This window comes from Arthrobacter sp. B1I2 (assembly GCF_030816485.1).
Taxonomy (GTDB): Bacteria; Actinomycetota; Actinomycetes; order Actinomycetales; family Micrococcaceae; genus Arthrobacter.
In genome coordinates, this window is sequence record NZ_JAUSYC010000001.1 from 3,051,333 (window position 1) to 3,075,339 (window position 24,007).

Genomic DNA, 24,007 nt, shown 5'->3' on the forward strand with positions numbered 1-24,007 from the left:
GGCCTTGCCAGCTAGTGCGCCGCCGGAAGTTGGGCCCCGCCTTTCCATTGGGAGCCTGAGGTGACACTTCGCGTCCTCGGCGTGGATCCGGGCCTCACCCGCTGCGGCATTGGCGTGGTGGATGTGGAGCGGAACCGCCGGGCCACCATGGTGGCCGTGGGTGTGGTGGGCACTTCGCCTGAGGAAACCCTGGACCAGCGCCTCCTCGTGATCGCCCTCGCCATCGACGAGTGGCTCGACCGCTACGAACCCCAGGTCCTCGCCGTCGAGCGCGTTTTCTCCCAGCTCAACGTCAGCACGGTGATGGGCGTAGCCCAGGCCTCCGGCGTGGTAATCGCGGCGGCCGCCCGCCGGGGAATTCCGGTGGCGCTGCACACGCCGTCGGAGGTTAAGGCCGCGGTGACCGGAAGCGGGTCCTCCAACAAAGACGCCGTGACCAAGCTGGTGACCAAGATCCTCCGCCTTGACGCCCCGCCGCGCCCGGCGGACGCAGCCGACGCGCTGGCTCTGGCGATCACCCATGCGTGGAGGGCCGGAAGCGGCGCAGCGGTGGCCACCACCGGACCCGGCAGCTCTTCCCTGACATCCGCCCAGCGCGCGTGGGCCGAGGCAGAGGCGAAGGCGCGCCGCGCACGCTGATTGTCCCTGCCGCTTGCTAGGGTATTCGTAGATATGTTCGGATAGCCGGGTTCTCACTGCGAGCCCGGCGGTACAACGGGAGCCCGGCCTTGATCAGTTTCCTCCGCGGAACCGTAGCGCATGTTGGCCTGTCCACGGCCGTGATAGACCTCAATGGTGCGGGGATGAGCGTCAATGCCACCCCGCAGACGCTCAGCCGGCTGCGCGTGGGAGAGGAGGGCCAGCTGTTCACCTCCCTCATAGTCCGGGAGGACTCGCTGACGCTCTTTGGCTTCGCCTCGGACGACGAACGCGAAGTGTTTGATGTCCTGCTGAGTGTCAGCGGGGTGGGTCCCCGGCTTGCCCTTGCGGTCCTGGCCGTCCACGATCCCGAGGCAATCAGGGTTGCGGCGCATACGGGGGACAGCAAGACCTTTACGAAGGTTCCCGGAATCGGTCCCAAGGTGGCCGGCCGGATCGTGCTGGAGCTGGCTGGAAAGCTCGTCCCGCAAGGAACCGCTGCGGCCGCCGGTGCCGGCACCCCTGCAGAGGCCGCCTGGAAGCCCCAGGTGGTGGCCGCCATGACCAGCCTGGGCTGGTCCGAAAAGGACGCCGCCGCCAGCATCGACAAAGCCCTGGCCGACGAGCCCGAAGTGTCCTTCCGCGGCAACGTGCCTGAAATCCTGCGGACCACCCTCCGCTGGCTGGGCCAGGACGGCGCACGCGCCGGAAACCGCGTAGGCGCCCGTGGCTGAACCCTCATTGGTTGCGGCGGGGGAGGAGCCGGAGGAGCGCGTCATCGAGGCAGCCCTGCGGCCCAAGAACCTTGACGACTTCGTTGGCCAGCACCGGGTACGCAAGCAGCTCTCGCTGGTGCTGCAGGCCTCCCGGATGCGCGGACGTACCGCGGACCACGTGCTGTTCTCCGGGCCGCCCGGCCTGGGCAAAACCACCCTGGCGATGATCGTTGCCGCGGAGATGAACGCTCCGCTGCGCCTCAGCAGTGGGCCCGCTATCCAGCACGCCGGCGACCTCGCGGCGATCCTGTCTTCGCTGTCCGAAGGCGAGGTCCTCTTCCTGGATGAGATCCACCGCATGTCGCGGCCCGCCGAGGAAATGCTGTACATGGCCATGGAAGACTTCCGCGTTGACATCGTGGTGGGCAAAGGCGCCGGCGCCACCGCCATCCCCCTGGAGCTGCCGCCGTTCACGCTGGTGGGCGCCACTACCCGCGCCGGTTTGCTCCCGGGCCCGCTGCGCGACCGGTTCGGCTTCACCGGACACCTGGAGTTCTACTCCGTCCCGGAGCTGGAACTGGTGCTGCGCCGTTCCGCGGGGCTGCTGGACCTGAAGGTCAACTCCGCCGGATTCGCTGAAATTGCCGGCCGTTCCCGCGGTACTCCGCGTATCGCCAACCGCCTGCTGCGCCGTGTCCGGGACTGGGCGCTGGTGCACGGGGTGGAACAGATCGATGCCAGGACCGCGTCGGCGGCCCTGGACATGTATGAAGTGGACAAGAAGGGACTGGACCGGCTGGACCGGGCCGTTCTGGATGCCCTCATCACCAAATTCGGCGGTGGTCCCGTAGGTCTCTCCACCCTTGCCATCGCCGTCGGTGAAGAGACCGAAACGGTGGAGACCGTGGCGGAACCCTTCCTGGTCAGGGAAGGCCTGCTGGGCCGTACGCCCCGCGGCAGGATCGCCATGGCGCCGGCGTGGACGCACCTGGGCTACGCCATCCCGTCCGGCGTCTTCGCGCAGGAGCAGCTGGACCTTTTCGAGCCCGGCGAGGACGATTCAGCGGCAGGGGACTGGGCCCCGGAGAGCCAATAGCAGGCTCCCTTCAGCTTTTCCCTTTAGACTGGTATGACGCCCGGCACGTTCGGGACTTTGTTTCGCGGGTGGCCCCGATGCCACCGACGCTTGGGGAAGGAAAATGGCAGGCGTTCTGCCTGCGCCACCAATCGCCCCGGCCGAAGCGAAGCCGACGTCGCTGGAAAACCAGCTACACCACGCAATAGAACGGAATTCCCCTTGGATCCAATGTCAATTCTCCTGTTCGTCATGCTCGGCGTGTTCATCTTCATGATGTTCCGCCGCAACAAGAAGACGCAGCAGCAGCAGGCAGAGCTCCAGTCGAAGTTTGCCCCGGGCGTGGAGGTCATGACCAGCTTTGGCCTTTTCGGCCGGATTGTGGACATCGACGAGGCCGAGAACAAGGTCGTCCTTGAACTTTCCCCCGGCAACCTGGCCACCGTGCACCGCCAGGCTGTCACCAAGGTCGTCGAGCCTGCCGCTGAACCCGCCGCCCAGCCGGCAGAGGAATCCCCGGTGGTCCCGGACGACGCGTCATCCCTCACCACCCCGGAGAGCGGAAGCACCGCGATGGGCATCGAGACTCCTGAGGAAACCATGAAGCGCCTCAACGACGAGGGCAAAAAGGACAGCTAGGCCCGCTGGCCCCTTCCTCCCTCTACCGCTGCGGATCACCGTCGGCGCAGGCAACAGCCCGCTCCGGCGGTTTCTCCGCGAATAAGAGAAAGATCGACAATGGCACGAACTGGCCGCAAGAAACCAGGGCTCCGCGTCCTGGTCTGGCTTGGTGTAATCCTGGCAGCGTTGACCGCCGTCCTGGCCGGCGGCACCATCGCCGGGCATGCCAGCTGGGCACCCAAACTGGCGCTGGACCTTGAGGGCGGCACCCAAATGATCCTGGCCCCGAAGGTGGAGGGCGGCTCGGACATCAATGAACAGCAGCTCAACCAGGCCGTGGCGATCATCCGCCAGCGCGTTGATGGCTCCGGCGTCTCCGAAGCGGAAATCAGCACCCAGTCCGGGCGCAACGTGGTGGTCAGCCTTCCCGGCACACCCTCCGCCGAAACCCGGAACCTGATCCAGGCTTCCGCGGACATGAACTTCCGCCCTGTGCTCCTTAACGGTGACGGCGCACCAGTTCCCGCCGAGTCGCAGACCCCGGAGGACCAGCTGCCCAAGCCGACCGCCGAGCCGGCCAACAGCAGTGACACCAACTGGATTACGCCCGAGATCTACAAGCAGTTCGAGGCACTGGACTGCAATAGTGCTGCAGCCGAAAAATCCGAGCGGTCCGATCCCACCAAGCCGCTGGTGACCTGCGAACCGGCCACGGACAAGTCCCCGGCCATCAAATACATCCTGGGTCCGGTAGAGGTGAAGGGCAGCAATATCGTCACCTCGTCCTTCCAGCTGCAGCAGGGTGCCCAGGGTGCCGTCACCAATGACTGGGCCGTCAACATCCAGTTCGACGGCGAAGGAACAGCCAAGTTCAAAGAGGTCACCGAACGCCTGAACCAGTTCTATGTGGCTGCCGGCGGTGAATCGGGCACCGACCCCAAGTCCCAGTTCGCCATTGTGCTGGACGACCAGGTCATTTCCGCTCCCCGTTCGCTGGCCGTCATCACTGACGGCCGTCCGCAGATCACCGGTGGTTTCACCGAGCAGACCGCAAAGGCACTGTCCGACCAGTTGAAGTTCGGCGCCCTTCCCATCAGCTTCGACATCCAGAGCGAGCAGCAGATTTCCGCCACGCTCGGTGGTGAACAGCTGCGTATGGGCCTGCTGGCCGGCCTGATCGGGCTCCTGCTCGTTGTGGTCTACTCGCTGTTCCAGTACCGTGCCCTGGGCTTCGTTACCATCGCATCCCTGGTGGTGGCCGGTGCCCTCACGTATCTGGCAATCGCGATCCTCGGATGGACCGAGAACTACCGGCTGTCCCTGGCCGGCGTTGCGGGCATCATCGTGGCCATTGGCCAGACTGCCGACTCCTTTATCGTCTACTTCGAGCGCATCCGTGACGAACTGCGTGAAGGCCGCGGGCTGGTGTCCGCCGTCGAAAACGGCTGGAAGCGGGCCAAGCGCACCGTCCTGGCTTCCAAAGCCGTCAACCTCCTGGCCGCACTGGTCCTGTACTTCGTGGCGGTGGGCAACGTCCGCGGCTTCGCCTTCACCCTGGGCCTGACCGCCATCGCGGACCTCATCGTGGTGTTCATGTTCACCCACCCCACGCTGCAGCTTCTGGCCCGCACCCGGTTCTTCGGTGAAGGCCACAAGTTCTCGGGGCTGGACCCCGAACGGCTGGGCGCCGTGCCGCTGTACCGCGGAGCCGGCCGCGTCCGTACCCCGGAGGACCGGCCTGTGGTGGTCCGCACCAAGAACTCCGGTGCAGCGGCCGAGGCCGAGCGCCGCATGACTATCGCCGAACGGCGCCTGGCAGAGAAGCAGGAACAGCTGGCTGGCTCGTCCAAGACCTCCGCGAAGGAGAACAAGTAATGTCAGGCTTCGCCACTTTCGGCAACGAGCTCTACACCGGAAAGCGCTCCTACAACTTTGTGGGTGCCAAGAAGATCTGGTTCATCATCGCCGCGGTGGGGGTGGCCCTGTCCATCATCATCCCGGTGGCCAAGGGGGGCTTCAACCTCGGCATCGAGTTCCGGGGCGGCTCTGAATTCACGGTGTCCAACGTCAAGACCACCGATGCCGGCATCGGTGAGAAGGCGGTGACGGACGTTGTGTCCGGCAGTGTCCCGCGCGTGGCCAATGTGGCCGGCAACACCATGCGCATCCAGACCGACAAGCTTACGGACGACGAGACCCTCCGGATCAAGGAGGGCCTCACCAGCGCCTACGGCGTTACCGACAACGAGGTAACCTCCACGTTCGTCGGCCCCACCTGGGGCGCTGACGTAACCAAGCAGGCGCTGATCGGCCTGGTGGTGTTCGTGCTGCTCGCTGCCCTGCTGATGGCCCTGTACTTCCGCACCTGGAAGATGTCCCTCTCGGCACTGGCCGGCATGGCCGTGACCATGTTCATCACGGCCGGGGTGTACGCCCTCAGCGATTTCGAGGTCACCCCGTCGGCCATTATCGGGTTCCTTACTGTCCTCAGCTACTCGCTGTACGACACCGTGGTGGTCTTCGACAAGATCCGGGAGAACACGACCGGAATCGACGCGTCCACGCGCCGGACCTTCGGTGAGGAAGTCAACCTCGCGGTCAACCAGACGCTGGTGCGGTCCATCAACACCATGATGGTGGCCATTCTCCCCGTGGGGGCCATCCTGTTCATTGGCGCCGGACTCCTTGGTGCAGGAACCCTGCGGGACCTGTCCCTGGCCCTGTTCGTTGGCATCCTTATCGGTACAGCGGCAACCATCTTCGTGGCCGCTCCAATGTACGCCTGGCTCCGCCAGGGCGAACCGGAGCTCGTGAAGCAGGCAAGGCGTGTTGAGCAGCGGCGTGCCGGGGCAGCGGAGCGTGCAGTTCCGGCGTCGCCCGCCAAGGCCTGACGGGCAGCCGCCGACGGTCACAATCCACCCGGAAGCCGGGCGACGCGCACTTTGCGTTGCCCGGCTTCTGCTCGTGCAGGCCCGGTTATAAAAGTGGCTGCCCGGAGGAATAGACTGAGGTAATTAAGTCGGTGGTGAGGGGTGCTTCATTGGAAGAACGTTCGGCGTCAACGCCAACGGCACAGGAAGAAAAAAATCCTGCCGGTATTCAAGCCGGTGCGGGATCTTCCGCACGCCCAGGCTCATTGGTTCCTGTTGACAATTCAGGATCACGCCCCACGTTTCCCGGCCGCAGGGAGCGCACCCGCTCCCGGCTTGCCCGCCTGACCGGACGCGGAACCGCCACATACTCACCCATCCTTGAGCCGCTGCTGCGGACCGTGCGCGCCAACAATCCCAAAGAGGACTTCGACCTCATCCAGCGGGCCTTCGACGTCGCCGAACGCAGCCACCGCGGACAAAAGCGCAAGAGCGGGGACCCGTACATCACCCACCCGGTGGCTGTGGCCACCATCCTCGCCGAACTGGGCCTCAGCGGCACCACGCTGGCGGCTGCCCTGCTGCACGACACGGTCGAGGACACCCCTTACACCCTGGCGGACCTGAAGCGGGACTTCGGGCCGGAAGTGGCCATGCTGGTGGACGGCGTGACCAAACTGGACAAGGTCAGCTTTGGCGAGGCGGCACAGTCCGAGACGGTCCGCAAGATGGTTGTGGCCATGGCCAAGGACATCCGCGTACTGATGATCAAGCTGGCGGACCGGCTGCACAACGCGCGCACCTGGCGCTTCGTCTCGGCCGAATCGTCGGCCCGCAAGGCCCGGGAAACCCTGGAAATCTTCGCCCCGCTGGCCCACCGCCTGGGTATGAACACCATCAAATGGGAGCTTGAGGACCTGTCCTTCGCGGCCCTTTACCCCAAGGTGTACGAAGAAATCGTACGGATGGTGGGGGACAGGACGCCCGAGCGGGAAAAGAGCCTGGGTGTCATCCGCGACCAGATCACCGAGGACCTGCGCGCTGCCCGGATCAAAGCCACCATCACCGGCCGGCCCAAACACTATTACTCCATCTACCAGAAGATGATTGTCCGCGACAAGGACTTCGACGACATCAACGACCTTATGGGTGTCCGCGTCCTGGTGGACTCCGTCCGGGACTGCTACGCCGCCCTGGGCACCATGCACTCGCGCTGGAACCCCCTGCCCGGCAGGTTCAAGGACTACATCGCGATGCCCAAATTCAACATGTACCAGTCCCTGCACACCACCGTGATCGGACCCGGCGGCAAGCCGGTGGAAATCCAGATCCGCACCCATGAAATGCACCGCCGGGCTGAATACGGCGTTGCAGCCCACTGGAAATACAAGGACCAGCCAAACCGTACCGCCGTCGGTCCCGGAAGCCCGCGGGACGGCGACATGGGGTGGCTCCGCTCCCTGGTCGACTGGCAGCAGGAGACCTCGGATCCCGGGGAGTTTCTGGATTCGCTGCGCTTTGAAATCAACGCCCGCGAAGTCTTCGTGTTTACGCCCAAGGGCGAAGTCATGGCGCTGCCGGCAGGCTCGACGCCGGTGGACTTTGCTTACGCCGTGCACACCGAGGTGGGCCACCGCACTATCGGTGCCAGGGTCAATGGAAAACTGGTCCCGCTCAACAGCGAGCTGAACCATGGCGACTGGGTGGAGATCTTCACCTCAAAGGCCGAGGGGGCCGGGCCCAGCCAGGACTGGCAGCACTTCGTTAAGAGCGCCAGAGCGCGCAACAAGATCCGCCAGTGGTTCAGCAAGGAACGCCGCGAAGAAGCGATCGACCGCGGCAAGGAGCTGCTGACCCGCGCCATGCGGAAACAGCAACTTCCGTTACAGCGGCTGATGACGCACGAGGCACTGGCCGCCGTGGCCGAGGAATTCAAGTACGCGGACATCTCCGGGCTTTACGCCGGCGTGGGCGACGGGCACACGTCCGCGCAGTCGGTCATGGAAAAGCTCATTGAGAGCCTGGGGGGCAACGAGAGCGCCGATGATGACGTCGAAGAGGTCAGCATCCCCACCCAGGTCAGCAAGGTCCGCTTCTCCGACTCCGGTGTTGTGGTCCGCGGCGTGGGTGACGTCTGGGTGAAGCTGGCGCGCTGCTGCACGCCTGTGCCGCCGGACCCTATCCTCGGCTTCGTGACCAGAGGATCCGGCGTCTCCGTGCACCGTACCGACTGCACCAACATCTCGGACCTGAAGGACCAGCCGGACCGGATCGTGGATGTGGACTGGGCACCAACCCAGTCGAGCGTCTTCCTGGTGGAAATCCAGGTTGAGGCCCTGGACCGGAAGTCCCTGCTCTCGGACGTGACTCGGGTCCTGTCGGACAACCACGTCAACATTCTCGCTGCCAGCGTCCACACTTCGACGGACCGGGTGGCCATCTCAAAGTTCGCGTTCGAGATGGGCGACCCCAAGTACCTCAGCCACGTCCTCAGCGCCGTCCGTCGGATCGACGGGGTTTTCGACGTCTACCGCACTACCGGGAACAAGCGACGGAGCTAGCAGGTCAAGCTTTTCCAGCGCAGCTCGCTTGTGCGGTACCCGTGGGCTTGCCTCGATGGCGCGCACCAGGAGGCGGAGCCTCACGTCCTGTTGCGGTCGGCCCAGCAGTCCGGCCAGGGCTGGCACGGCGCGTTCGGTTTCCACGTGCAGGGCGATATCAAGCGCGGTCCGCAACGGACTGGAGACCATCAGTCCGCCCAGGCTGATTACATCAAATGGTCCCAGCCTCACTTCGTGGAGCGTGCAGCCGCGGGTATTCCGGAGGCTGGATACCCTGCGTTTCGCGTCCACCAGCAGCGCCAGCCGGTCCGGTTCCGCTGCGCAGCCGTAGATCCAGGCGGCCGTCATCCGCCCGGCGACAACACGTTGCCGGATGGCTGGCGGCACAGCTCCGGCGGCCGCCCTGGCCCGCAGCTGCGGGGATGCCGGTATTCCGGGGAGCGTGTAGCCATGCTGATGGAACCGGGTCAACAGTCCGTCGGCTGCCAGGGACTGCAGTTCAGGACCAGCAAAGGGCACGCCGGGTGCGTACAGGTCCGGAAAGCGCGGCGGCGCGGCTGCCTCCGCACCGTTTGCCTGCAAGCCCGGCCGTAAGCCGGCAGTGGGGGCTTCCCTGCCGGGACCGGCGGCGGAGGAAGGTGGGGGTGAGGCCATACCCCCATCCTGCCCGGACGCGGTTAACAGGCACAGGCCCGGTCCAGGTTATGTGGATAACCGGGACCGGGCCTGCGCAATCAGTTCAGGACAGGAACCTCAGGACAAGAAAGGGTCAGGCCAGCTCGCTGGCGGAACGCTGGATCTGGTCGAGCCAGGCCTGGCGTGCCTCGAGGGCTTCCTGCGCGGCCTTGATCCTGCGCTGGTCGCCGGTCTTCTCAGCGTTGGCAAGGTCATCCTGGAGGCCGGCGATGGCGGATTCCAGCTGCGAGAGCGCACTGTTGGTGCGTGCCTTGCGTTCAGGGTTGGACCGCTGCCACTGCTCTTCCTCCGCATGGCGCACGGCGTCTTCAACCTTCCGCAGCCCTGCTTCGACCCGTCCCATGTCGGCGCGGGGCACCTTGCCGGCTTCCTCCCAGCGGTCACGGATGGACTGAAGGGCCTTCTTGGCAGCTGCCAGGTCCTTCACGGGCAGGATGGTGTTGGCCTCTGCCAACAGCGCCTCCTTCACCGTGAGGTTGGCGGCGTATTCCTGGTCGATCTCCTCATTGGCGGCCTGCCGGGACGTGAAGAAAACATCCTGCGCGGCGCGGAACCGTGCCCACAACGCGTCATCGTCCTTGCGGCTTGCCCGCGGTGAGGCCTTCCACTGGTCCATCAGCCGGCGGTATTCACCGGCAGCGTAGCCCCAGTCGGTGGAGGTGGAGAGCGCCTCGGCCTCGGCGATCAGTTTCTCCTTGGCGGCCTTCGCGGTGGAGTTGTTGCTGTCCAGCTGGGAGAAGTAGGCGCGGCGATGGCGGTCGAAAACGGTGCGTGCGGCACGGAAGCGCTTCCACAGGGCGTCTTCGTTGCTGCGGCCCAGGCGGACTCCACTTTTTTGGGCTGCCTTCCAGTTCTCGAAGAGCTCGTTCATCCGGGCGCTGGAGGTCTTCCACTGAGTCTGGGCCGGATCCTGGCCGGAGATCTGCTCTGCCTCGGCCACGATGGCTTCACGTGCTGCGAGCTCGGAGGCGCGCACCGCTTCGTGCTCGGCCTTCTCAGCCTTTTCCAGCTCCGTGATCTGTTCTGCCAGCTTGTCCAGGCGCGCCTCCGCCGCACGGAGGTCGCCCACCATGTTCCGCTCGGCGAGCTGTTCACGCAGGTGCGTCACGGTCTTGTGCATGTCGGTGCTGGGCGCCTTGGAGCTGACCCGCTGCTCCAGGAGCACGACCTGGGCCACGACGTCGTCGTATTTCCGCGCGAAATAGAGCAGCGCTTCGTCATCGCTGACGCCGGGGTACTGCCCCACGGGGTGTTCGCCGCCGTCGATGGTCAGGTAGACGTGGCCGTCCCCCTCCACCCGGCCCCACTTGGAGGCTTCGGCAACAGACGTGCCGGGCGCAGCGGCAGCCGGCGCTGCGGCGGGAGCGGCAGCGGCAGGCTTGGGACGCGAAGCGAAGGCTGCAGGAGAGGGTGCAGACGGACGCACTCCGGGAGCCGGTGCAGCGGCAGGCGCGGGCGCTTCCGCAGCCGTTGTCCCGCCGTCCTGGTCTTCAGCAGCCTGGTGTTCGGCGTTCTGGCCGCCGCCCTCTTCAGGAGCGATGGCTTCAGGGGTCACGGGGTACTGCCCGGCATTGGCATCAGTACCGCCAACCTCGGCCGGAGCCGCTGTTTCGGTCACGTCTGTTGCTGTTTCGTCGGATTTCTGACTGTCTGTCACCGCTAAAAGTCTTTCGCTTGGAGGGAAATACTCAGGTACTGCACCGTGACCTGTCCGGCCCGGCCTCCTACTTCAGAGAGAACGAGTCTATCGTGACTGGTTGTTTTGGCGCGCCGTCCGTGTCGCCGGCACCCGGGGTGATGCCTGCGGCAGCGATGTTGGACACGACGTCAAGCCCCGACGTCACCTTTCCCACCACCGTATAGCCGCCGGCTGCGTCCGCCGGAATGACGGTGTCCTTGTAGACAATGAAGAACTGTGTTCCATTGCCGTAGGCATTGTTCCCCGTGCGGGCCACGGCGATGGTGCCGGCGGGGTAGGTGTTGTCGGCGGGGGTGTTTTCCAGCGGGCCCCACGTATAGTCCGGGTCGCCCTGCCCGTCTCCATTGGGCGAGCCGCACTGCAGCACGCCGAACTGGTCAGCAGTGGTGAGCCGGTGGCACGTCTTGCCGTTGAAGTAGCCTTCGTCGCTGAGGGACTTGAAGACGGCGGCCGCCTGCGGAGCTTTGGTCCCGTCCACTTCCACGCCGAGCGGGCTGCCGTTCAGCTGCAGCTGGCCGGTGAACGTTTTGCCCGCGGCCGTGTCCGCTGCCGGGATGTTTGGCGCATTGGTTGCCGGCGCCGAGGGTGTGGCGGAGGCGCTTGCCGAGGCGGACGGTTCCGTCAGCCCTGCCTGTGCGGCGGCGTATTCGTCTTCGGTGGGGTTCCCGGCGAATGCCGTGAGTTGGAGGACGACGGCGAGCACCACGGCGGCGGTTCCGGCACCGGCGGCTACCAGGTTGTCGCGCTTCCGCCGCTTCTCCTGGGCGCGGCGGAGCTCACGCTTGGCTTCCATTTGCTGGATGCGCCGTTTCGTTTCGCGTGCACTGCGTGAACTGGCCGCCAAGGGTCCTCCTCATCGTCGGGCTGCTGGTGCCCGGCGGATGGCCGCAGGGCGCAGGTGTTCGGGGCCAGGCTTTGCCGGTCCGCCGCATTAGAGATGCACACGGATGACGCATAAACTGGCTGCCGCACATAGTTTATGCATGGCTGGCTGTGTTGCCGCCGCATGCCGTCTTTGAGGGGCGCGGGCCGGCAGCTCCGGCGCACCTTCCACCCCTAAGGAGAACCTTCCCCATGGCACGCACCGCCTCCCTGTCCGGATTCCCCGAGTGGCTTCCCGAGGAGCGGCTGGTGGAGCTGCATGTGCTCGATACCCTGCGCCGGGTCTTTGAACTGCATGGGTTTGCCTCGATCGAAACCCGCGCCGTGGAGACGGTGGGCCAGCTGCTGCGCAAGGGTGAAATCGACAAGGAAGTGTACGGACTCAGCCGGCTCCAGGAGGACGAGAGCGAAAACCCCGTCAAAGGCGGCAAAGCTGATCCCCACGCGCTTGCCCTGCATTTTGACCTGACCGTTCCTTTCGCCCGCTACGTGGTGGAAAACGCCGGCTATCTCGCCTTTCCCTTCCGCCGCTACCAGATCCAGAAGGTGTGGCGCGGCGAGCGGCCCCAGGAAGGCCGGGCACGGGAGTTCACGCAGGCGGACATCGACGTGGTGGGCGACGGCGAGCTTCCGTTCCGTTACGACGTGGAGATCGCGCTGGTGATCGCCGAAGCACTGAGCGCCCTGCCCATCCCCGACTTCCGCCTCCGGATCAACAACCGCAAGCTCGCTGAAGGCTTTTACCGGGGCATCGGACTGGATGACACGGCCGGGGTGCTGCGCAGTATCGACAAGCTCGAAAAAATCGGCCCCGCCAAGGTGGCCGAACTGCTCAAGACCGAGCTCGGCGCGACCGACGACCAGGCCGCCAAAGCCCTGCAGCTTGCAGCCATCCGCACCGAAGATACGTCCTTCGTAGACCAGGTCCGGGCCCTCGGCGTCAGCAACGAACTCCTGGACGAGGGCCTGTACGAACTTGAACAGGTCATTGATGCGGCCGTGCAGCGGGCCCCCGGCAAGGTCCTGGCGGACCTCAGCATCGCCCGCGGCCTGGACTATTACACGGGCACAGTCGTGGAAACCGTGCTGGTGGGCCACGAACAGCTGGGGTCCATCTGCTCCGGTGGCCGCTACGACGCGCTGGCCTCCAAGGGGAACCGCAAGTTCCCGGGTGTCGGACTCTCCATCGGCGTCACCCGCCTGGTGTCCCGGATCCTGAGCCAGGACCTGGCCAAAGCCTCCCGTTCGGTTCCCACCGCCGTGCTGGTGGCCCTGAACCATGACGACAGCTGGGGCGCTGCCCAGGATGTCGCGGCACTGCTGCGCAGCCGGGGGATCCCCGCCGAGGTGGCGGCCAAGGCCGAGAAGTTCGGCAAGCAGATCAAGTTCGCGGACCGGCGGGGGATTCCCTTCGTCTGGTTCACGGACGAGGACGGCACCCACCAGGTCAAGGACATCCGCACCGGCGAGCAAGTGCTGGCCGCCCCTGAAACCTGGATGCCGCCGCTGGAGGACCTGGCGGTGCAGGTTGAAACAACCGCTGCCGCAGCAGCTGCGGTCTAGCCGGCGCCTATGCCCGCGGCTGGTGCTGCCGGAGCCGCAGCACCAGCCAGCGCCCTGCCACGCCTGCGGCAAGGACCCCCGCCATGGTCAGGACCGACACCGGCGGAAGCGTGAAGGCCAGCACCAGGCATGCCACGAAGCCGACGGCGTTCAACCACCTGGGTGCGTACCCCGGGTGCTCTTCCATTGTGTAAGCGGAGGCGTTGGCCACGGCGTAGTAAAGCAGCACGCCGAAACTTGAAAAGCCCACCACCGTCATGACATCGGTGGTCAGGAGGAGCAAAATGACGACGGCCGCCACGGCAAGTTCGGCGACGAACGGTACCGTGTGCCTGCCGCCCACCCGGGCCAGCGGACCGGGGAGGTCGCGTTCGCGTGCCATCGCCAATGTGGTGCGGCCCACCCCCGTAATCAGCGCGAGCAATGCGCCCAGGCACGCGGCCGCGGCTCCGGCCTGCACCAACGGCGCGCCGGCCGACAGCCCTGACTTGAGCACGGCGTCCAGGAGGGGGGTCCGGCTGGCAGCCAGCTGCCCGCCCGGGAGATGGTTCAGCAGCAGCAGCGCCAGGGCCAGGTAGATGGCGAAAGCGGCTGCGAGGGCCGCGAGAATGGCGCGGGGGATGGCGCGGGCGGGATCCTTGACCTCTTCCCCCAGCGTGGCGATCCGGGCATAACCGGCGAAGGCGAAAAACATCAGCCCGGCGGCAGGGAGGACACCGCCCGCACCCCCGGAGGGCACCCCTGTGGGCTCCGCCGCCGGGTGCGGACCCAGTATGGCGGCGATGGCAACGAACACCAGGGTGGCCAGGACCACGCACAGCAGGATCCGCGTCAGCAGGGCGGTCCGGGTAATGCCCAGCAGGTTGACGCCGGTGAGGGCGACGACGGCGGCCACCGCCACCGGGACTGCGTAGTCCGGCGCCACATAACTGCCGAACGTCAAAGCCATGGCCGCGCAGGACGCCGTCTTGCCCGTCACGAAACCCCAGCCGGCCAGGAAGCCCGGCCATTCGCCCAGCTGTTTCCGGCCGTACACATAGGTGCCGCCGCTGGTGGGGTACCTGGCGGCGAGGGCGGCAGAGGCCACCGCATTGCAGTACGCCACAACTCCGGCAACCACCACGGACAGGACCAGCAGGTTCCCGGCCAGAGCGGCAGCAGGGGCGAACACCACAAAGACGCCCGCGCCCAGCATGGAGCCCAGGCCGATGGCGGTGGCATCAAAGGTGCCAAGCCTGCGTTGCAGCTGCTGCGGTTCGCTCATGCGGCGGCAGTTCCTTTCCAGCGGGTAAACTCGGACGGGATCGTTCCCGCAACGATCATATTGACTTCCCACTGTTCCCGCAGAAAGGCGTGCTGTGCTGCGCACACATGACCTCGGATCCCTTCGTTCCGAGCACATTGGACAAACCGTAACCCTGGCCGGCTGGGTGGGCCGCCGTCGTGATCACGGTGGTGTGGCATTCGTGGACCTGCGCGACGCTTCCGGTGTTGCCCAGGTGGTGGTCCGGGAGGAAGAAGTGTTCCACGGGCTGCGCAATGAGTACGTCCTGCAGGTGACCGGCACAGTTTCGCGGCGCCCCGAGGGCAATGAGAACCCTGCCCTGGCGACTGGCGAAATTGAAGTGATGGCCGACAAGGTGGTCATCCTCAACACTTCGGACCCGCTCCCGTTCCAGATCGACGAGCACGTGGAGGTCGGCGAGGAAGCCCGGCTCAAGCACCGCTACCTGGATCTGCGTCGTCCGGGCCCCAGCCGCAACCTCCGCCTGCGTTCCGAGGCCAACCGGGTGGCCCGGGAAATCCTCCACCAGGACGGCTTTGTGGAAATCGAGACCCCCACGCTGACGCGTTCGACGCCCGAAGGGGCGCGCGACTTTGTGGTCCCGGCCCGTCTTTCCCCGGGTTCCTGGTACGCCCTGCCGCAGTCTCCGCAGCTTTTCAAGCAGCTCCTGCAGGTGGGCGGTTTCGAGAAGTACTACCAGATTGCCCGCTGCTACCGGGACGAGGACTTCCGCGCCGACCGCCAGCCGGAATTCACCCAGCTGGACATCGAGGCGAGCTTCGTGGACCAGGACGACATCATTGCCCTGGGCGAAACCATCGTCAAAGCACTGTGGAAGCTGATCGACGTCGAGATCCCCACGCCCATCCAGCGGATCACCTACGCGGATGCAATGGCCCGTTACGGCTCGGACAAGCCCGACCTCCGTTTTGGTGTTGAACTCACCGAACTCACCGAATTCTTCAAGGACACCAACTTCGGCGTCTTCAAGGCACCGTATGTTGGTGCCGTCGTGATGCCGGGCGGTGCCTCCCAGCCCCGCCGCACCCTGGACGGCTGGCAGGAGTTCGCCAAGCAGCGCGGCCACAAGGGCCTGGCCTACGTCCTCTTCAAGGAAGACGGCGAACTGGCCGGGCCCGTTGCCAAGAACCTGACCGACACCGAGCGTGCCGGCCTGGCCGGGGCAGTGGGCGCCAAGCCCGGCGACTGCATCTTCTTCGCCGCCGGCGAGAAGACAGCGGCCCGTGCCCTGCTGGGTGCGGCGCGCGTGGAAATCGGCCACCGGACCGGTCTGATCGATCCCAGCGCCTGGGCTTTCTGCTGGGTGGTGGACGCACCGATGTTCGAACCGGCCGCCGCCGCAGTGGCTTCCGGCGACGTGGCCGTCGGCGCCGGCAAGTGGACGGCCGTCCACCACGCCTTCACCTCGCCCAAGCCGGAGTTCCTGGATACGTTCGACAAGGACCCGGAATCGGCCCTTTCCTACGCCTACGACATTGTCTGCAACGGCAACGAAATCGGCGGTGGTTCCATCCGTATCCACGAGCGCGATGTCCAGGAACGGGTCTTCGAACTCATGGGCCTGGACCGCGAGGACGCCCATACCAAGTTCGGCTTCCTGCTGGAGGGCTTCAAGTACGGTGCGCCTCCGCACGGCGGCATCGCGTTCGGATGGGACCGCGTGGTTGCCCTCCTGGCGGGCGTCGAGTCCATCCGCGACGTCATCGCCTTCCCGAAGACCGGCAACGGCTTCGACCCGCTGACCCAGGCGCCCGCGCCGATCACGCCGCAGCAGCGGAAGGAAGCCGGCGTGGACTTCAAGCCCGAGGCCAAAAAGCCGGAAGAAAAGAAGTAACACGCAGCTGCCTGCAGCAGCCGTTGGAGGTTCCCCGGACAACCGGGGAACCTCCCGCCGTTAACGAAGGAGCAGTCCATTGTCCGCCGCAGGCGAAATCGAACCCGCACCCCTGGACCTCGAAGCCGCTATGGATGCCGCCTGGCCTGCCCTTGAACGTCATGACGCCGGTAGCTGGGTCCTGCGCGCCGCCGGCGGAGTGACGCAGCGTGCCAACTCCGTTTGGCCACGTGCCCTCGACGCCGGGCAATCCGATGACGATCTCCCTGCCCTGCTCGCGGATGCCAGGTCCTGGTACCGCAGCCGCCGGCTGCCGGTCATCTTCCAGGTGTTTGATGACGTCCGCAACGCCGCACTGAACGCCGTCCTCGACGAACAAGGCTTCACCCGCCAGTCCGAAACCGTGATCATGGTGCGTGGCACCCGCGGGGCCGGGGATGCCCAGGTTGACGCCGGCGTCGGGATCGCAGCAGAACCCTCTGAGGAATGGCTCCGGCTCTGGTGGGACGTCGATGGCCGCGGTGGTGGGGAGGCCCTCGCCACTGCCCGCAAAATCCTGACAGGCTGCCCCTCCCTGTATGCCCTGCTGAGGGACGACGACGGCACCCCCGCCGCCGTCGGCCGGCTTGCCGTTCCTGCCACCGGGCCGGGCGCCTGGGGTGGCTTGTACGGGATGGCCACCCGCCCGGATTTCCGCCGCCGCGGCTACGCAGCCAGGATCCTGCGGTCCCTGGTCCAAGCGGGGACCGCGCAGGGACTGGACGGGTACTGGCTCCTGGTCACAGCGGCCAACCATGGGGCGCAGGAGCTTTATGCGAAAGCCGGGTTCCGCGAAGCCGGCCGTTACCTGTACCGGCAGGAGAGGCCCCGGCGGTCACTGACCGGCTGCTGACCACCCCCTGCCGGTTGAGCTTCGAGGTGGTTGAACTTATCGAAACCCGGCCGCCACAAGCTCAACCACCCGGTGGGTCCGTCACCGTGATCCGCACGGAGCAGGCGTCCGCGGCGGCCTTCTTCAACACGGCAGCCCGGGGCTCAACTACATCCAGGTAGGCAAGGCGCGGCAGGCGTGCATAATCACGCAGCAGAGGTTCTTCAAGGACCAGGTCAGCCAGCCCCCTGTCACCACCGGGCACCACGTATTCGAAGGCGTGGCCGGCGAAGACCAGCCTTGCCTGTTCCGCCACAGCAGCCACCAGGGCGTCCGCCTGGTTGCCGCGGCGACGGGCAAAGCGCTGCTGGGACTGGCCGCCCGCAGCGGTACGGGACTGGACATATCTGGTGCCTGCCTTGGACGCCAGCAGCGTGCCCTCGCTTGCCACCCCGATTGCGTAACCGCCCCGCCGCACCAGCAGCAGTCCCAGCCGGCGGGGCTGGGACGCGAGGGACGCCAGCCGTTCCAGGCCGTCCGCACCCCGCCCCGGACGGCCATCCACCGGCCACGGCGCCCCAAGCAGCGCCTCGGTGCCGTCGCCCGCCACAAGGCGGAGGCCGTCGTCGTCATCCTGCAGCCGGTAACCGCCGTGGGAGGTGCCGAACCGCCCGGCCCAGCCTGACAGCCGGGCGCCGGAAACGAACGCCGTCCGGACGGAGGACAGGGCGCCGGGTGAACCTGGGGCGGGCATGGCGGTTCCTTCGGTATCAGGGGATCGGCGGGAAGGCAGGGGGAAAAGCAGGTGCTGGACTGGAAGTAGCCTATCTATGTGGATGATCTCTTCGGGCACGGGCCAGAAAATGACGACGACGACCGTCCCGTCGCCGGGGTGGGCACCGGTTCCCGGGGCCAGGGTGCACGGGGAAAGGGGTCGCCGCGCAGCCCGCTGGCTGTCAGGATGCGCCCCCGCACCCTGGACGAAGTGGTGGGCCAGCAGCATCTCCTGGGCCAGGGTTCCCCGCTGCGCCAGCTCGCCGCGGGGGCGGGAGCCGACACCTCGGGTCCGGCCGGCCCCACTTCCCTCATCCTCTGGGGACCCCCGGGCACGGGCAAGACCACGCTGGCGCACGTCATCGCGCGCGGGCCCGGGCGCAAGTTCGTGGAACTGTCAGCCATCACCGCCGGCGTCAAGGATGTCCGCCGCGTCATGGACGACGCCCTGACGGCCCGGGACCTGTACAAGACCACCACGGTGCTGTTCCTCGACGAGATCCACCGCTTCAATAAAGCCCAGCAGGACGCGCTGCTGCCCGGCGTCGAAAACCGGTGGGTGGTCCTGGTGGCCGCCACCACGGAAAATCCCTCCTTCTCGGTGGTCTCGCCGCTGCTGTCGCGCTCCCTGCTCCTTACGCTCAAGCCCCTGACGGATGCTGACATCGAGGGCCTGCTGGTGCGCGCAGTGGGGGACCCGCGGGGGCTCGGCGGCAAGGTACGGCTCAGCGACGAAGCGCTGGAGCACCTGGTCCGGCTGTCCGGCGGAGACGCGCGCAGGGCACTCACTGCCCTGGAAGCTGCGGCTGGCGTCGCCTTCGGTGACTCGGACGACGTCGAACGTTCCGTGGGGGAGGACGGTGCAGCCGGTGAGCCGGTCACCGCTGAGCCGGTCACCGTGGAGCTCCGCCACACCGAGCGCGCCCTCGATGCGGCTGCCGTCCGCTATGACCGTGCGGGGGACCAGCACTACGACGTCGCCAGCGCATTCATCAAGTCCATCAGGGGCTCTGACGTGGATGCCGCCCTGCATTACCTCGCGCGGATGCTTGAAGCGGGGGAGGACCCGCGGTTCGTGGCCCGGCGGATTGTCATCTCGGCAGCGGAGGACGTGGGGATGGCGGACCCCACCGCGCTGCAGACCGCCGTGGCCGCGGCGCAGGCGGTGCAGCTGATCGGGATGCCGGAAGGCCGGATCATCCTGGCTGAGGCCGTGGTCCATCTCGCCACGGCGCCAAAATCGAATGCCGCGTACATGGGCATCAACAAAGCCATCGCGGATGTCCGTGCGGGCCTCGGCGTCGGGATTCCCGCGCACCTGCGGGACGCACACTACCCGGGGTCCAAGCAGCTCGGGCACGGTGTGGGCTACAAGTACGCCCATGACGCGCCGCACGCGGTGGCCACCCAGCAGTACCCGCCGGACGACCTGGTGGGCCGGGACTACTACCAGCCCACCGGCAACGGCGCGGAACGGGACATTGCCCAGCGGCTGGAACGGCTGCGGAAGATTGTGCGGGGCAAGTAGCTGCCGTGGTAGGCTGGATGTTCGTCTGGCAAGGCACGGACGCAAAATCTCCCCAATTCACGTTGAGAAGGTTATGCCCTGCGCCCAGTAGCAAAAGGCAGCGGTTGGCCGATGCTCTCCATCGTGGAGGCCAGTAACACTGACACACCGCAGATATTGGAAGGACACAAGTGGCTAACAACACTCGTGCTCGCCGTCAGGCCCGCCTCTCGCGGTCCCTCGGCATCGCTCTGACCCCCAAGGCCGCCAAGTACATGGAGCGCCGCCCGTACGGCCCCGGTGAGCATGGCCGTGCCCGCAAGAAGCAGGACTCCGACTACGCCGTTCGCCTCCGCGAAAAGCAGCGCCTGCGCGCCCAGTACGGCATCCGCGAAGCACAGATGACCCGTGCCTTCGAAGAAGCCCGCCGCACCAAGGGCCTGACCGGTGAGAACCTCATCGAGCTGCTCGAAATGCGTCTCGACGCCCTGGTCCTGCGTGCCGGCTTCGCCCGCACCATCGCCCAGGCCCGGCAGCTGGTTGTGCACCGCCACATCATGGTTGACGGCATCCGCGTTGACCGTCCGTCGTTCCGCGTTGGCGAGGGCCAGCTGGTCCACGTCCACAGCCGCAGCGAGACCATGGTTCCGCTTCAGGTTGCAGCAGCCGGCGCCCACCGCGACGTCCTGCCCACCGTTCCGGCCTACCTGGACGTCAAGCTGGAAGCCCTGCAGGCACGCCTCGTGCGCCGCCCCAAGCGTTCGGAAATCCCGGTGACCTGCGAAGAGCAGCTCGTCGTCGAATTCTACGCACGCTAAATTCCAGCAGCGTCTCCAAAGAAGCCCGTGGCAAGCGCCGCGGGCTTCTTTGTATGTAAGGTACTTGGGGGACATCTGCGCAACGGGCCTTCCGTGCATACGGCGGATGGGGCCCAACCCACCGAATTTCAAGGAGATGAACGTCTATGTCTGGTGGCGATATTGCCGGCCTGATCGCTGCCGGGGTTTTCGCGCTCCTGGTGCTGCTGCTCGCGGTCCCCATCCTGAAGCTGGGGAAGGTCTTCGACGAGGTGCGGACCGCCATCAGGTCCATCAGCGACGGCGCCACGCCCCTGATGGATGAGGTGACGGCCACCGTCTCCACCACCAACCAGCAGCTGAAGAAGGTGGACGGCATCTCGTCCAACGTCTCGGATGCGTCCGCGAACATCTCCGCCCTGTCCTCGCTGGTAGCCGCCACCGTTGGTTCGCCGCTGATCAAGGTCGCGGCGTTCAGCTACGGCGTCCGCAGCGCCTTCGCCAACCGCCGGAAACCCGCGGCCGGCCGCCGCAGCCGATAGATTCGAAGAGAACGAAGATGAAAAGAATTATCTGGATGGGAATTGGCGTGGCCATTGGGGTCATCGCCTTCCGCAAAGTGAGCGAGGCCCAGTCCGCCCTTGGGCCGGCGGGTCTCAACCGTGCGGCAGGGCAGCTTGCCGACGGGGTGTACGACTTCGCCGACGCCGTCCGCGCAGGGATGCGTGAACGGGAAACCGACCTGAGGACCGCACTTGGGATCGAGTCCGCGGAACTGGTCCGCCGCTGAGCCCCTTCAGGGCATTCACCGGCATTAGCCAACAACCGGCAGGAACCCTAACCGGGAACCTTCCCACCTGAACGAAATTTCCGTGCCGCCCGGCGGGGCGGACCAAGAAGGGTAAGAAAACAGCTCATGAAGTCGCAGGAGATCACAAAGCGCTGGGTGGACTTTTTTGTCAGCAAGGGCCACACCGCGGTTCCCTCCGCATCGCTGGTCTCCAGCGACCCCTCGCTGCTGTTCACGGTGGCCGGCATGGTCCCGTTTATCCCGTACCTCACCGCCCGCGAGGAACCGCCCTACTCCCGCGCCACCAGCGTGCAGAAGTGCATCCGCACCGGCGACATCGAGGAAGTGGGCAAGACCGCCCGCCATGGCACCTTTTTCCAGATGTGCGGCAACTTCTCGTTCGGCGACTACTTCAAGGAAGACGCCATCAAGTTCGCCTGGGAGCTGCTCACCACGGGCGTTGACGACGGCGGCTACGGCCTTGCGCCCGAACGACTGTGGGTAACGGTCTACGAAGAGGACGACGAGGCCGAGGAACTGTGGCTGAAGAACACGGGCGTCCCCGCTGAGCGCATCCAGCGGATGGGCAAGTCGGACAACTACTGGCATACCGGCCAGCCCGGGCCCGCCGGACCCTGCTCCGAGATCTACTACGACCGCGGTCCCGCCTACGGCGTGGAGGGCGGCCCCATCGCTGACGAGACCCGCTACATTGAGATCTGGAACCTCGTGTTCATGCAGTACCAGATCGAAAACGTGCGCTCCAAGGTGGACTTCGACGTGGTGGGCGAACTGCCCAAGAAGAACATCGACACGGGCCTCGGCATGGAACGCCTCGCCATGATCCTGCAGGGCGTCGAGAACATGTATGAGACCGACCAGGTGCGGCCGGTCATCGACAAGGCCGCGGAACTGTCCGGCAGGGAATACACCTCCGCCGAAACGGCGGACGATCCCCACCACACGGACGACGTCCGCATGCGCGTCGTCGCCGACCACATCCGCTCGGCACTGATGCTGATTTCCGACGGCGTGACCCCCTCCAATGAGGGCCGCGGCTACGTCCTGCGCCGCCTCATCCGGCGTGCGGTCCGTTCCATGCGCCTCCTGGGCGTCGAACAGGCCTGCCTGCCTGAACTGCTGCCCGCATCCCGGGACGCCATGAAGGGCGTCTACCCCGTGGTGCAGACTGACTTCGACCGGATCAGCCGCATTGCCTACGCCGAAGAGAAGGCGTTCCTGCGCACCATTGCCTCCGGCACGGCCCGGTTGGAAGATGCGGTCAAGGCTTCAAAGGCGGCCAATAAGCCGCTCTCCGGCGAGGACGCCTTCGCCCTGCACGACACCTACGGTTTCCCCATTGACCTCACACTGGAAATGGCAGAGGAAGCCGGGCTCAACGTGGATGAGGCGGCTTTCCGCAGCCTCATGCAGGAGCAGCGCCAGCGTGCCCAGGCCGACGCCAAGGGCAAGAAGGGCGGCCACGCCGACCTCACAGTCTTCCAGGACATCCTGGCCCAGGGCGAGACGGTCTTTACCGGCTACACCGAGCTCGAAGGCGAGTCGCGCGTGCGCAGCCTGCTGAGCGCCGGCCGGCAGGTCCAGCAGGCAGCCACCGGCGACGAGATCGAACTTGTCCTGGCCGAAACCCCGTTCTACGCCGAAGCCGGCGGCCAGGCCGCCGACACCGGCCTGATCACCGGCGACGGGTTCGTCGTCGAGGTCCTGGACGTCCAGCGCCCCGTGAAGGGCCTGAGCGTCCACAAGGCGATAGTCCGCGAGGGTGAAATCGGCGCTGACTCGCTGGTGCGCGCCGCCGTCGACCGTGAACGCCGGCACGCCGCCGAGCAGGCCCACACCGGCACGCACATCGTGCACGCCGCCCTGCACCAGATCCTTGGGCCGGAAGCGACCCAGCGCGGATCCTTCAACAAGGCCGGCTACCTGCGCTTCGACTTCGCCTGGGGCGAAGGCCTGAGCACCGCCACCCGGTCCGAGATCGAAGAGGTCTCCAACCTGGCCATCCGCAACAACTACGCGGTGGAGACGAAGATCATGGGGCTGGCCGAGGCCAAGGCCATGGGCGCCATGGCGCTCTTCGGTGAGAACTACGGCAGTGAAGTGCGCGTCGTGGAGATCGACGGCGCGTGGTCACGCGAGCTGTGCGGCGGCACCCACGTTGCCAACACCTCGCTCATCGGCAGCCTGTCCCTCCTGGGCGAACAGTCCGTCGGTTCGGGCAACCGCCGCGTGGAAGCTTTCGTCGGCATGGAGGCCTTCCGGCACCTCGCGGCCGAGCGTGCCCTGGTGACTGAACTGACGGACCTTCTGAAGGTCCCGTCCGGCCAGCTCGCTGACCGGATTTCCGCCACCCTGGCCAAGCTGAAGGCCACCGAGAAGGAACTGGACCGGCTCCGCAAGGAACAGCTGGCCGCTGCCGCTGCGCAGCTGGTCAACAGTGCCAGGGACGCCGGGGGCGTCAAGGTGGTGGCCCACGACGCCGGTACCGTCAGCGGGGCGGACGATCTCCGCGGCCTGGCCCTGGACCTGCGCAACCGGCTCGGTTCGGCGGCTGCCGCCGTGGCCGTGGCAGGTGTCGCCAACGACCGCCCGCTGATCCTGGTGGCCACCAACGAGGGGGCACGGGAAGCCGGCGTCAGGGCCGGTGCCCTGGTCCGGGTAGCTGCCGGCGTGCTCGGCGGCGGCGGTGGCGGCAAGGATGACGTCGCCCAGGGCGGCGGAACCGACGCCGGAAAGGTCGACGCCGCCCTCGCAGCGGTCGTCGACGCCATCTCCAGGCGCTAAT

Annotated in this window: 20 protein-coding genes; 15 read left to right on the forward strand and 5 right to left on the reverse strand. The window is 66.4% G+C overall.

Annotated elements, in window-relative coordinates; all coding sequences use genetic code 11:
- The first annotated feature begins 60 nt into the window (after window positions 1–60).
- The 7 genes from ruvC (at window position 61) to QFZ57_RS14285 (ending at window position 8,482) form a co-directional block, all read left to right on the forward strand.
- Complete coding sequence (gene ruvC, locus QFZ57_RS14255; protein WP_306631017.1) at window positions 61–639, forward strand: crossover junction endodeoxyribonuclease RuvC; 579 nt, start codon at window positions 61–63, stop codon at window positions 637–639.
- Between the two features lie 89 nt (window positions 640–728).
- A complete protein-coding gene (ruvA, locus tag QFZ57_RS14260; RefSeq protein WP_306631018.1) occupies window positions 729–1,373 on the forward strand; it encodes a Holliday junction branch migration protein RuvA in 645 nt (214 codons plus the stop codon).
- Entirely contained in the window at window positions 1,366–2,451 is a 1,086-nt protein-coding gene (gene ruvB / locus QFZ57_RS14265) for a Holliday junction branch migration DNA helicase RuvB (RefSeq protein ID WP_306900691.1), read from the forward strand. Before ruvA ends, ruvB begins: the two co-directional genes overlap by 8 nt.
- Window positions 2,452–2,661: 210 nt before the next feature.
- Window positions 2,662–3,069 (forward strand): preprotein translocase subunit YajC, encoded by a 408-nt coding sequence (yajC, locus tag QFZ57_RS14270; RefSeq protein WP_306631019.1) that lies wholly within the window; start codon window positions 2,662–2,664, stop codon window positions 3,067–3,069.
- Between the two features lie 99 nt (window positions 3,070–3,168).
- Window positions 3,169–4,926 (forward strand): protein translocase subunit SecD, encoded by a 1,758-nt coding sequence (secD, locus tag QFZ57_RS14275; protein WP_306631020.1) that lies wholly within the window; start codon window positions 3,169–3,171, stop codon window positions 4,924–4,926.
- On the forward strand, window positions 4,926–5,942 hold the full coding sequence (gene secF, locus QFZ57_RS14280; protein ID WP_306631021.1) for a protein translocase subunit SecF: 1,017 nt from the start codon (window positions 4,926–4,928) through the stop codon (window positions 5,940–5,942). The genes secD and secF overlap by 1 nt, the downstream gene beginning before the upstream one ends.
- 149 nt (window positions 5,943–6,091) lie before the next feature.
- Window positions 6,092–8,482: a RelA/SpoT family protein gene (locus tag QFZ57_RS14285; RefSeq protein ID WP_373461251.1), complete on the forward strand. Its 2,391-nt coding sequence runs from the start codon at window positions 6,092–6,094 to the stop codon at window positions 8,480–8,482.
- Here QFZ57_RS14285 and QFZ57_RS14290 read toward each other — a convergent pair.
- The 3 genes from QFZ57_RS14290 to QFZ57_RS14300 form a co-directional block, all read right to left on the reverse strand.
- A complete protein-coding gene (locus QFZ57_RS14290) occupies window positions 8,363–9,136 on the reverse strand; it encodes a hypothetical protein (RefSeq protein ID WP_306631023.1) in 774 nt (257 codons plus the stop codon). The two genes, QFZ57_RS14285 and QFZ57_RS14290, sit on opposite strands and share 120 nt — an antisense overlap.
- Before the next feature lie 115 nt (window positions 9,137–9,251).
- A complete protein-coding gene (locus QFZ57_RS14295) occupies window positions 9,252–10,835 on the reverse strand; it encodes a DUF349 domain-containing protein (RefSeq protein WP_306631024.1) in 1,584 nt (527 codons plus the stop codon).
- Between the two features lie 67 nt (window positions 10,836–10,902).
- The gene (locus QFZ57_RS14300; RefSeq protein ID WP_306631025.1) at window positions 10,903–11,721 is read right to left on the reverse strand and encodes a peptidylprolyl isomerase; all 819 of its coding nucleotides are present in this window, start codon (window positions 11,719–11,721) and stop codon (window positions 10,903–10,905) included.
- 230 nt (window positions 11,722–11,951) lie between these two features.
- On the opposite strand from QFZ57_RS14300, the gene hisS reads away from it, so the two are divergent.
- Complete coding sequence (gene hisS / locus QFZ57_RS14305) at window positions 11,952–13,322, forward strand: histidine--tRNA ligase (RefSeq protein ID WP_306900692.1); 1,371 nt, start codon at window positions 11,952–11,954, stop codon at window positions 13,320–13,322.
- A 7-nt stretch (window positions 13,323–13,329) separates the two neighbouring features.
- Here the strand turns inward: hisS and QFZ57_RS14310 are convergent, their stop codons facing one another.
- The gene (locus tag QFZ57_RS14310) at window positions 13,330–14,586 is read right to left on the reverse strand and encodes an APC family permease (protein ID WP_306900693.1); all 1,257 of its coding nucleotides are present in this window, start codon (window positions 14,584–14,586) and stop codon (window positions 13,330–13,332) included.
- Window positions 14,587–14,680: 94 nt separating this feature from the next.
- On the opposite strand from QFZ57_RS14310, the gene aspS reads away from it, so the two are divergent.
- Both aspS and QFZ57_RS14320 read left to right on the forward strand, forming a co-directional pair.
- Window positions 14,681–16,462: an aspartate--tRNA ligase gene (gene aspS / locus QFZ57_RS14315; RefSeq protein ID WP_306900694.1), complete on the forward strand. Its 1,782-nt coding sequence runs from the start codon at window positions 14,681–14,683 to the stop codon at window positions 16,460–16,462.
- Between the two features lie 130 nt (window positions 16,463–16,592).
- Complete coding sequence (locus QFZ57_RS14320) at window positions 16,593–17,354, forward strand: GNAT family N-acetyltransferase (protein ID WP_306901586.1); 762 nt, start codon at window positions 16,593–16,595, stop codon at window positions 17,352–17,354.
- 61 nt (window positions 17,355–17,415) lie between these two features.
- On the opposite strand, the gene QFZ57_RS14325 is transcribed toward QFZ57_RS14320, so the two are convergent.
- Window positions 17,416–18,087, reverse strand: a complete 672-nt coding sequence (locus tag QFZ57_RS14325; protein ID WP_306900695.1) for an acVLRF1 family peptidyl-tRNA hydrolase — start codon at window positions 18,085–18,087, stop codon at window positions 17,416–17,418.
- A 78-nt stretch (window positions 18,088–18,165) separates the two neighbouring features.
- Between QFZ57_RS14325 and QFZ57_RS14330 the strand changes: the two genes are divergently transcribed.
- From QFZ57_RS14330 to alaS, 5 genes are all read left to right on the forward strand, one after another.
- Window positions 18,166–19,635 (forward strand): replication-associated recombination protein A, encoded by a 1,470-nt coding sequence (locus QFZ57_RS14330; protein WP_306900696.1) that lies wholly within the window; start codon window positions 18,166–18,168, stop codon window positions 19,633–19,635.
- Between the two features lie 170 nt (window positions 19,636–19,805).
- Window positions 19,806–20,432: a 30S ribosomal protein S4 gene (rpsD, locus tag QFZ57_RS14335; RefSeq protein WP_306631030.1), complete on the forward strand. Its 627-nt coding sequence runs from the start codon at window positions 19,806–19,808 to the stop codon at window positions 20,430–20,432.
- Window positions 20,433–20,578: 146 nt separating this feature from the next.
- A complete protein-coding gene (locus QFZ57_RS14340) occupies window positions 20,579–20,953 on the forward strand; it encodes a DUF948 domain-containing protein (RefSeq protein WP_056336614.1) in 375 nt (124 codons plus the stop codon).
- A 17-nt stretch (window positions 20,954–20,970) separates the two neighbouring features.
- On the forward strand, window positions 20,971–21,201 hold the full coding sequence (locus QFZ57_RS14345) for a DUF6167 family protein (RefSeq protein ID WP_306631031.1): 231 nt from the start codon (window positions 20,971–20,973) through the stop codon (window positions 21,199–21,201).
- 126 nt (window positions 21,202–21,327) lie between these two features.
- Window positions 21,328–24,006 (forward strand): alanine--tRNA ligase, encoded by a 2,679-nt coding sequence (alaS, locus tag QFZ57_RS14350; RefSeq protein ID WP_306900698.1) that lies wholly within the window; start codon window positions 21,328–21,330, stop codon window positions 24,004–24,006.
- Window position 24,007 lies beyond the last annotated feature (1 nt).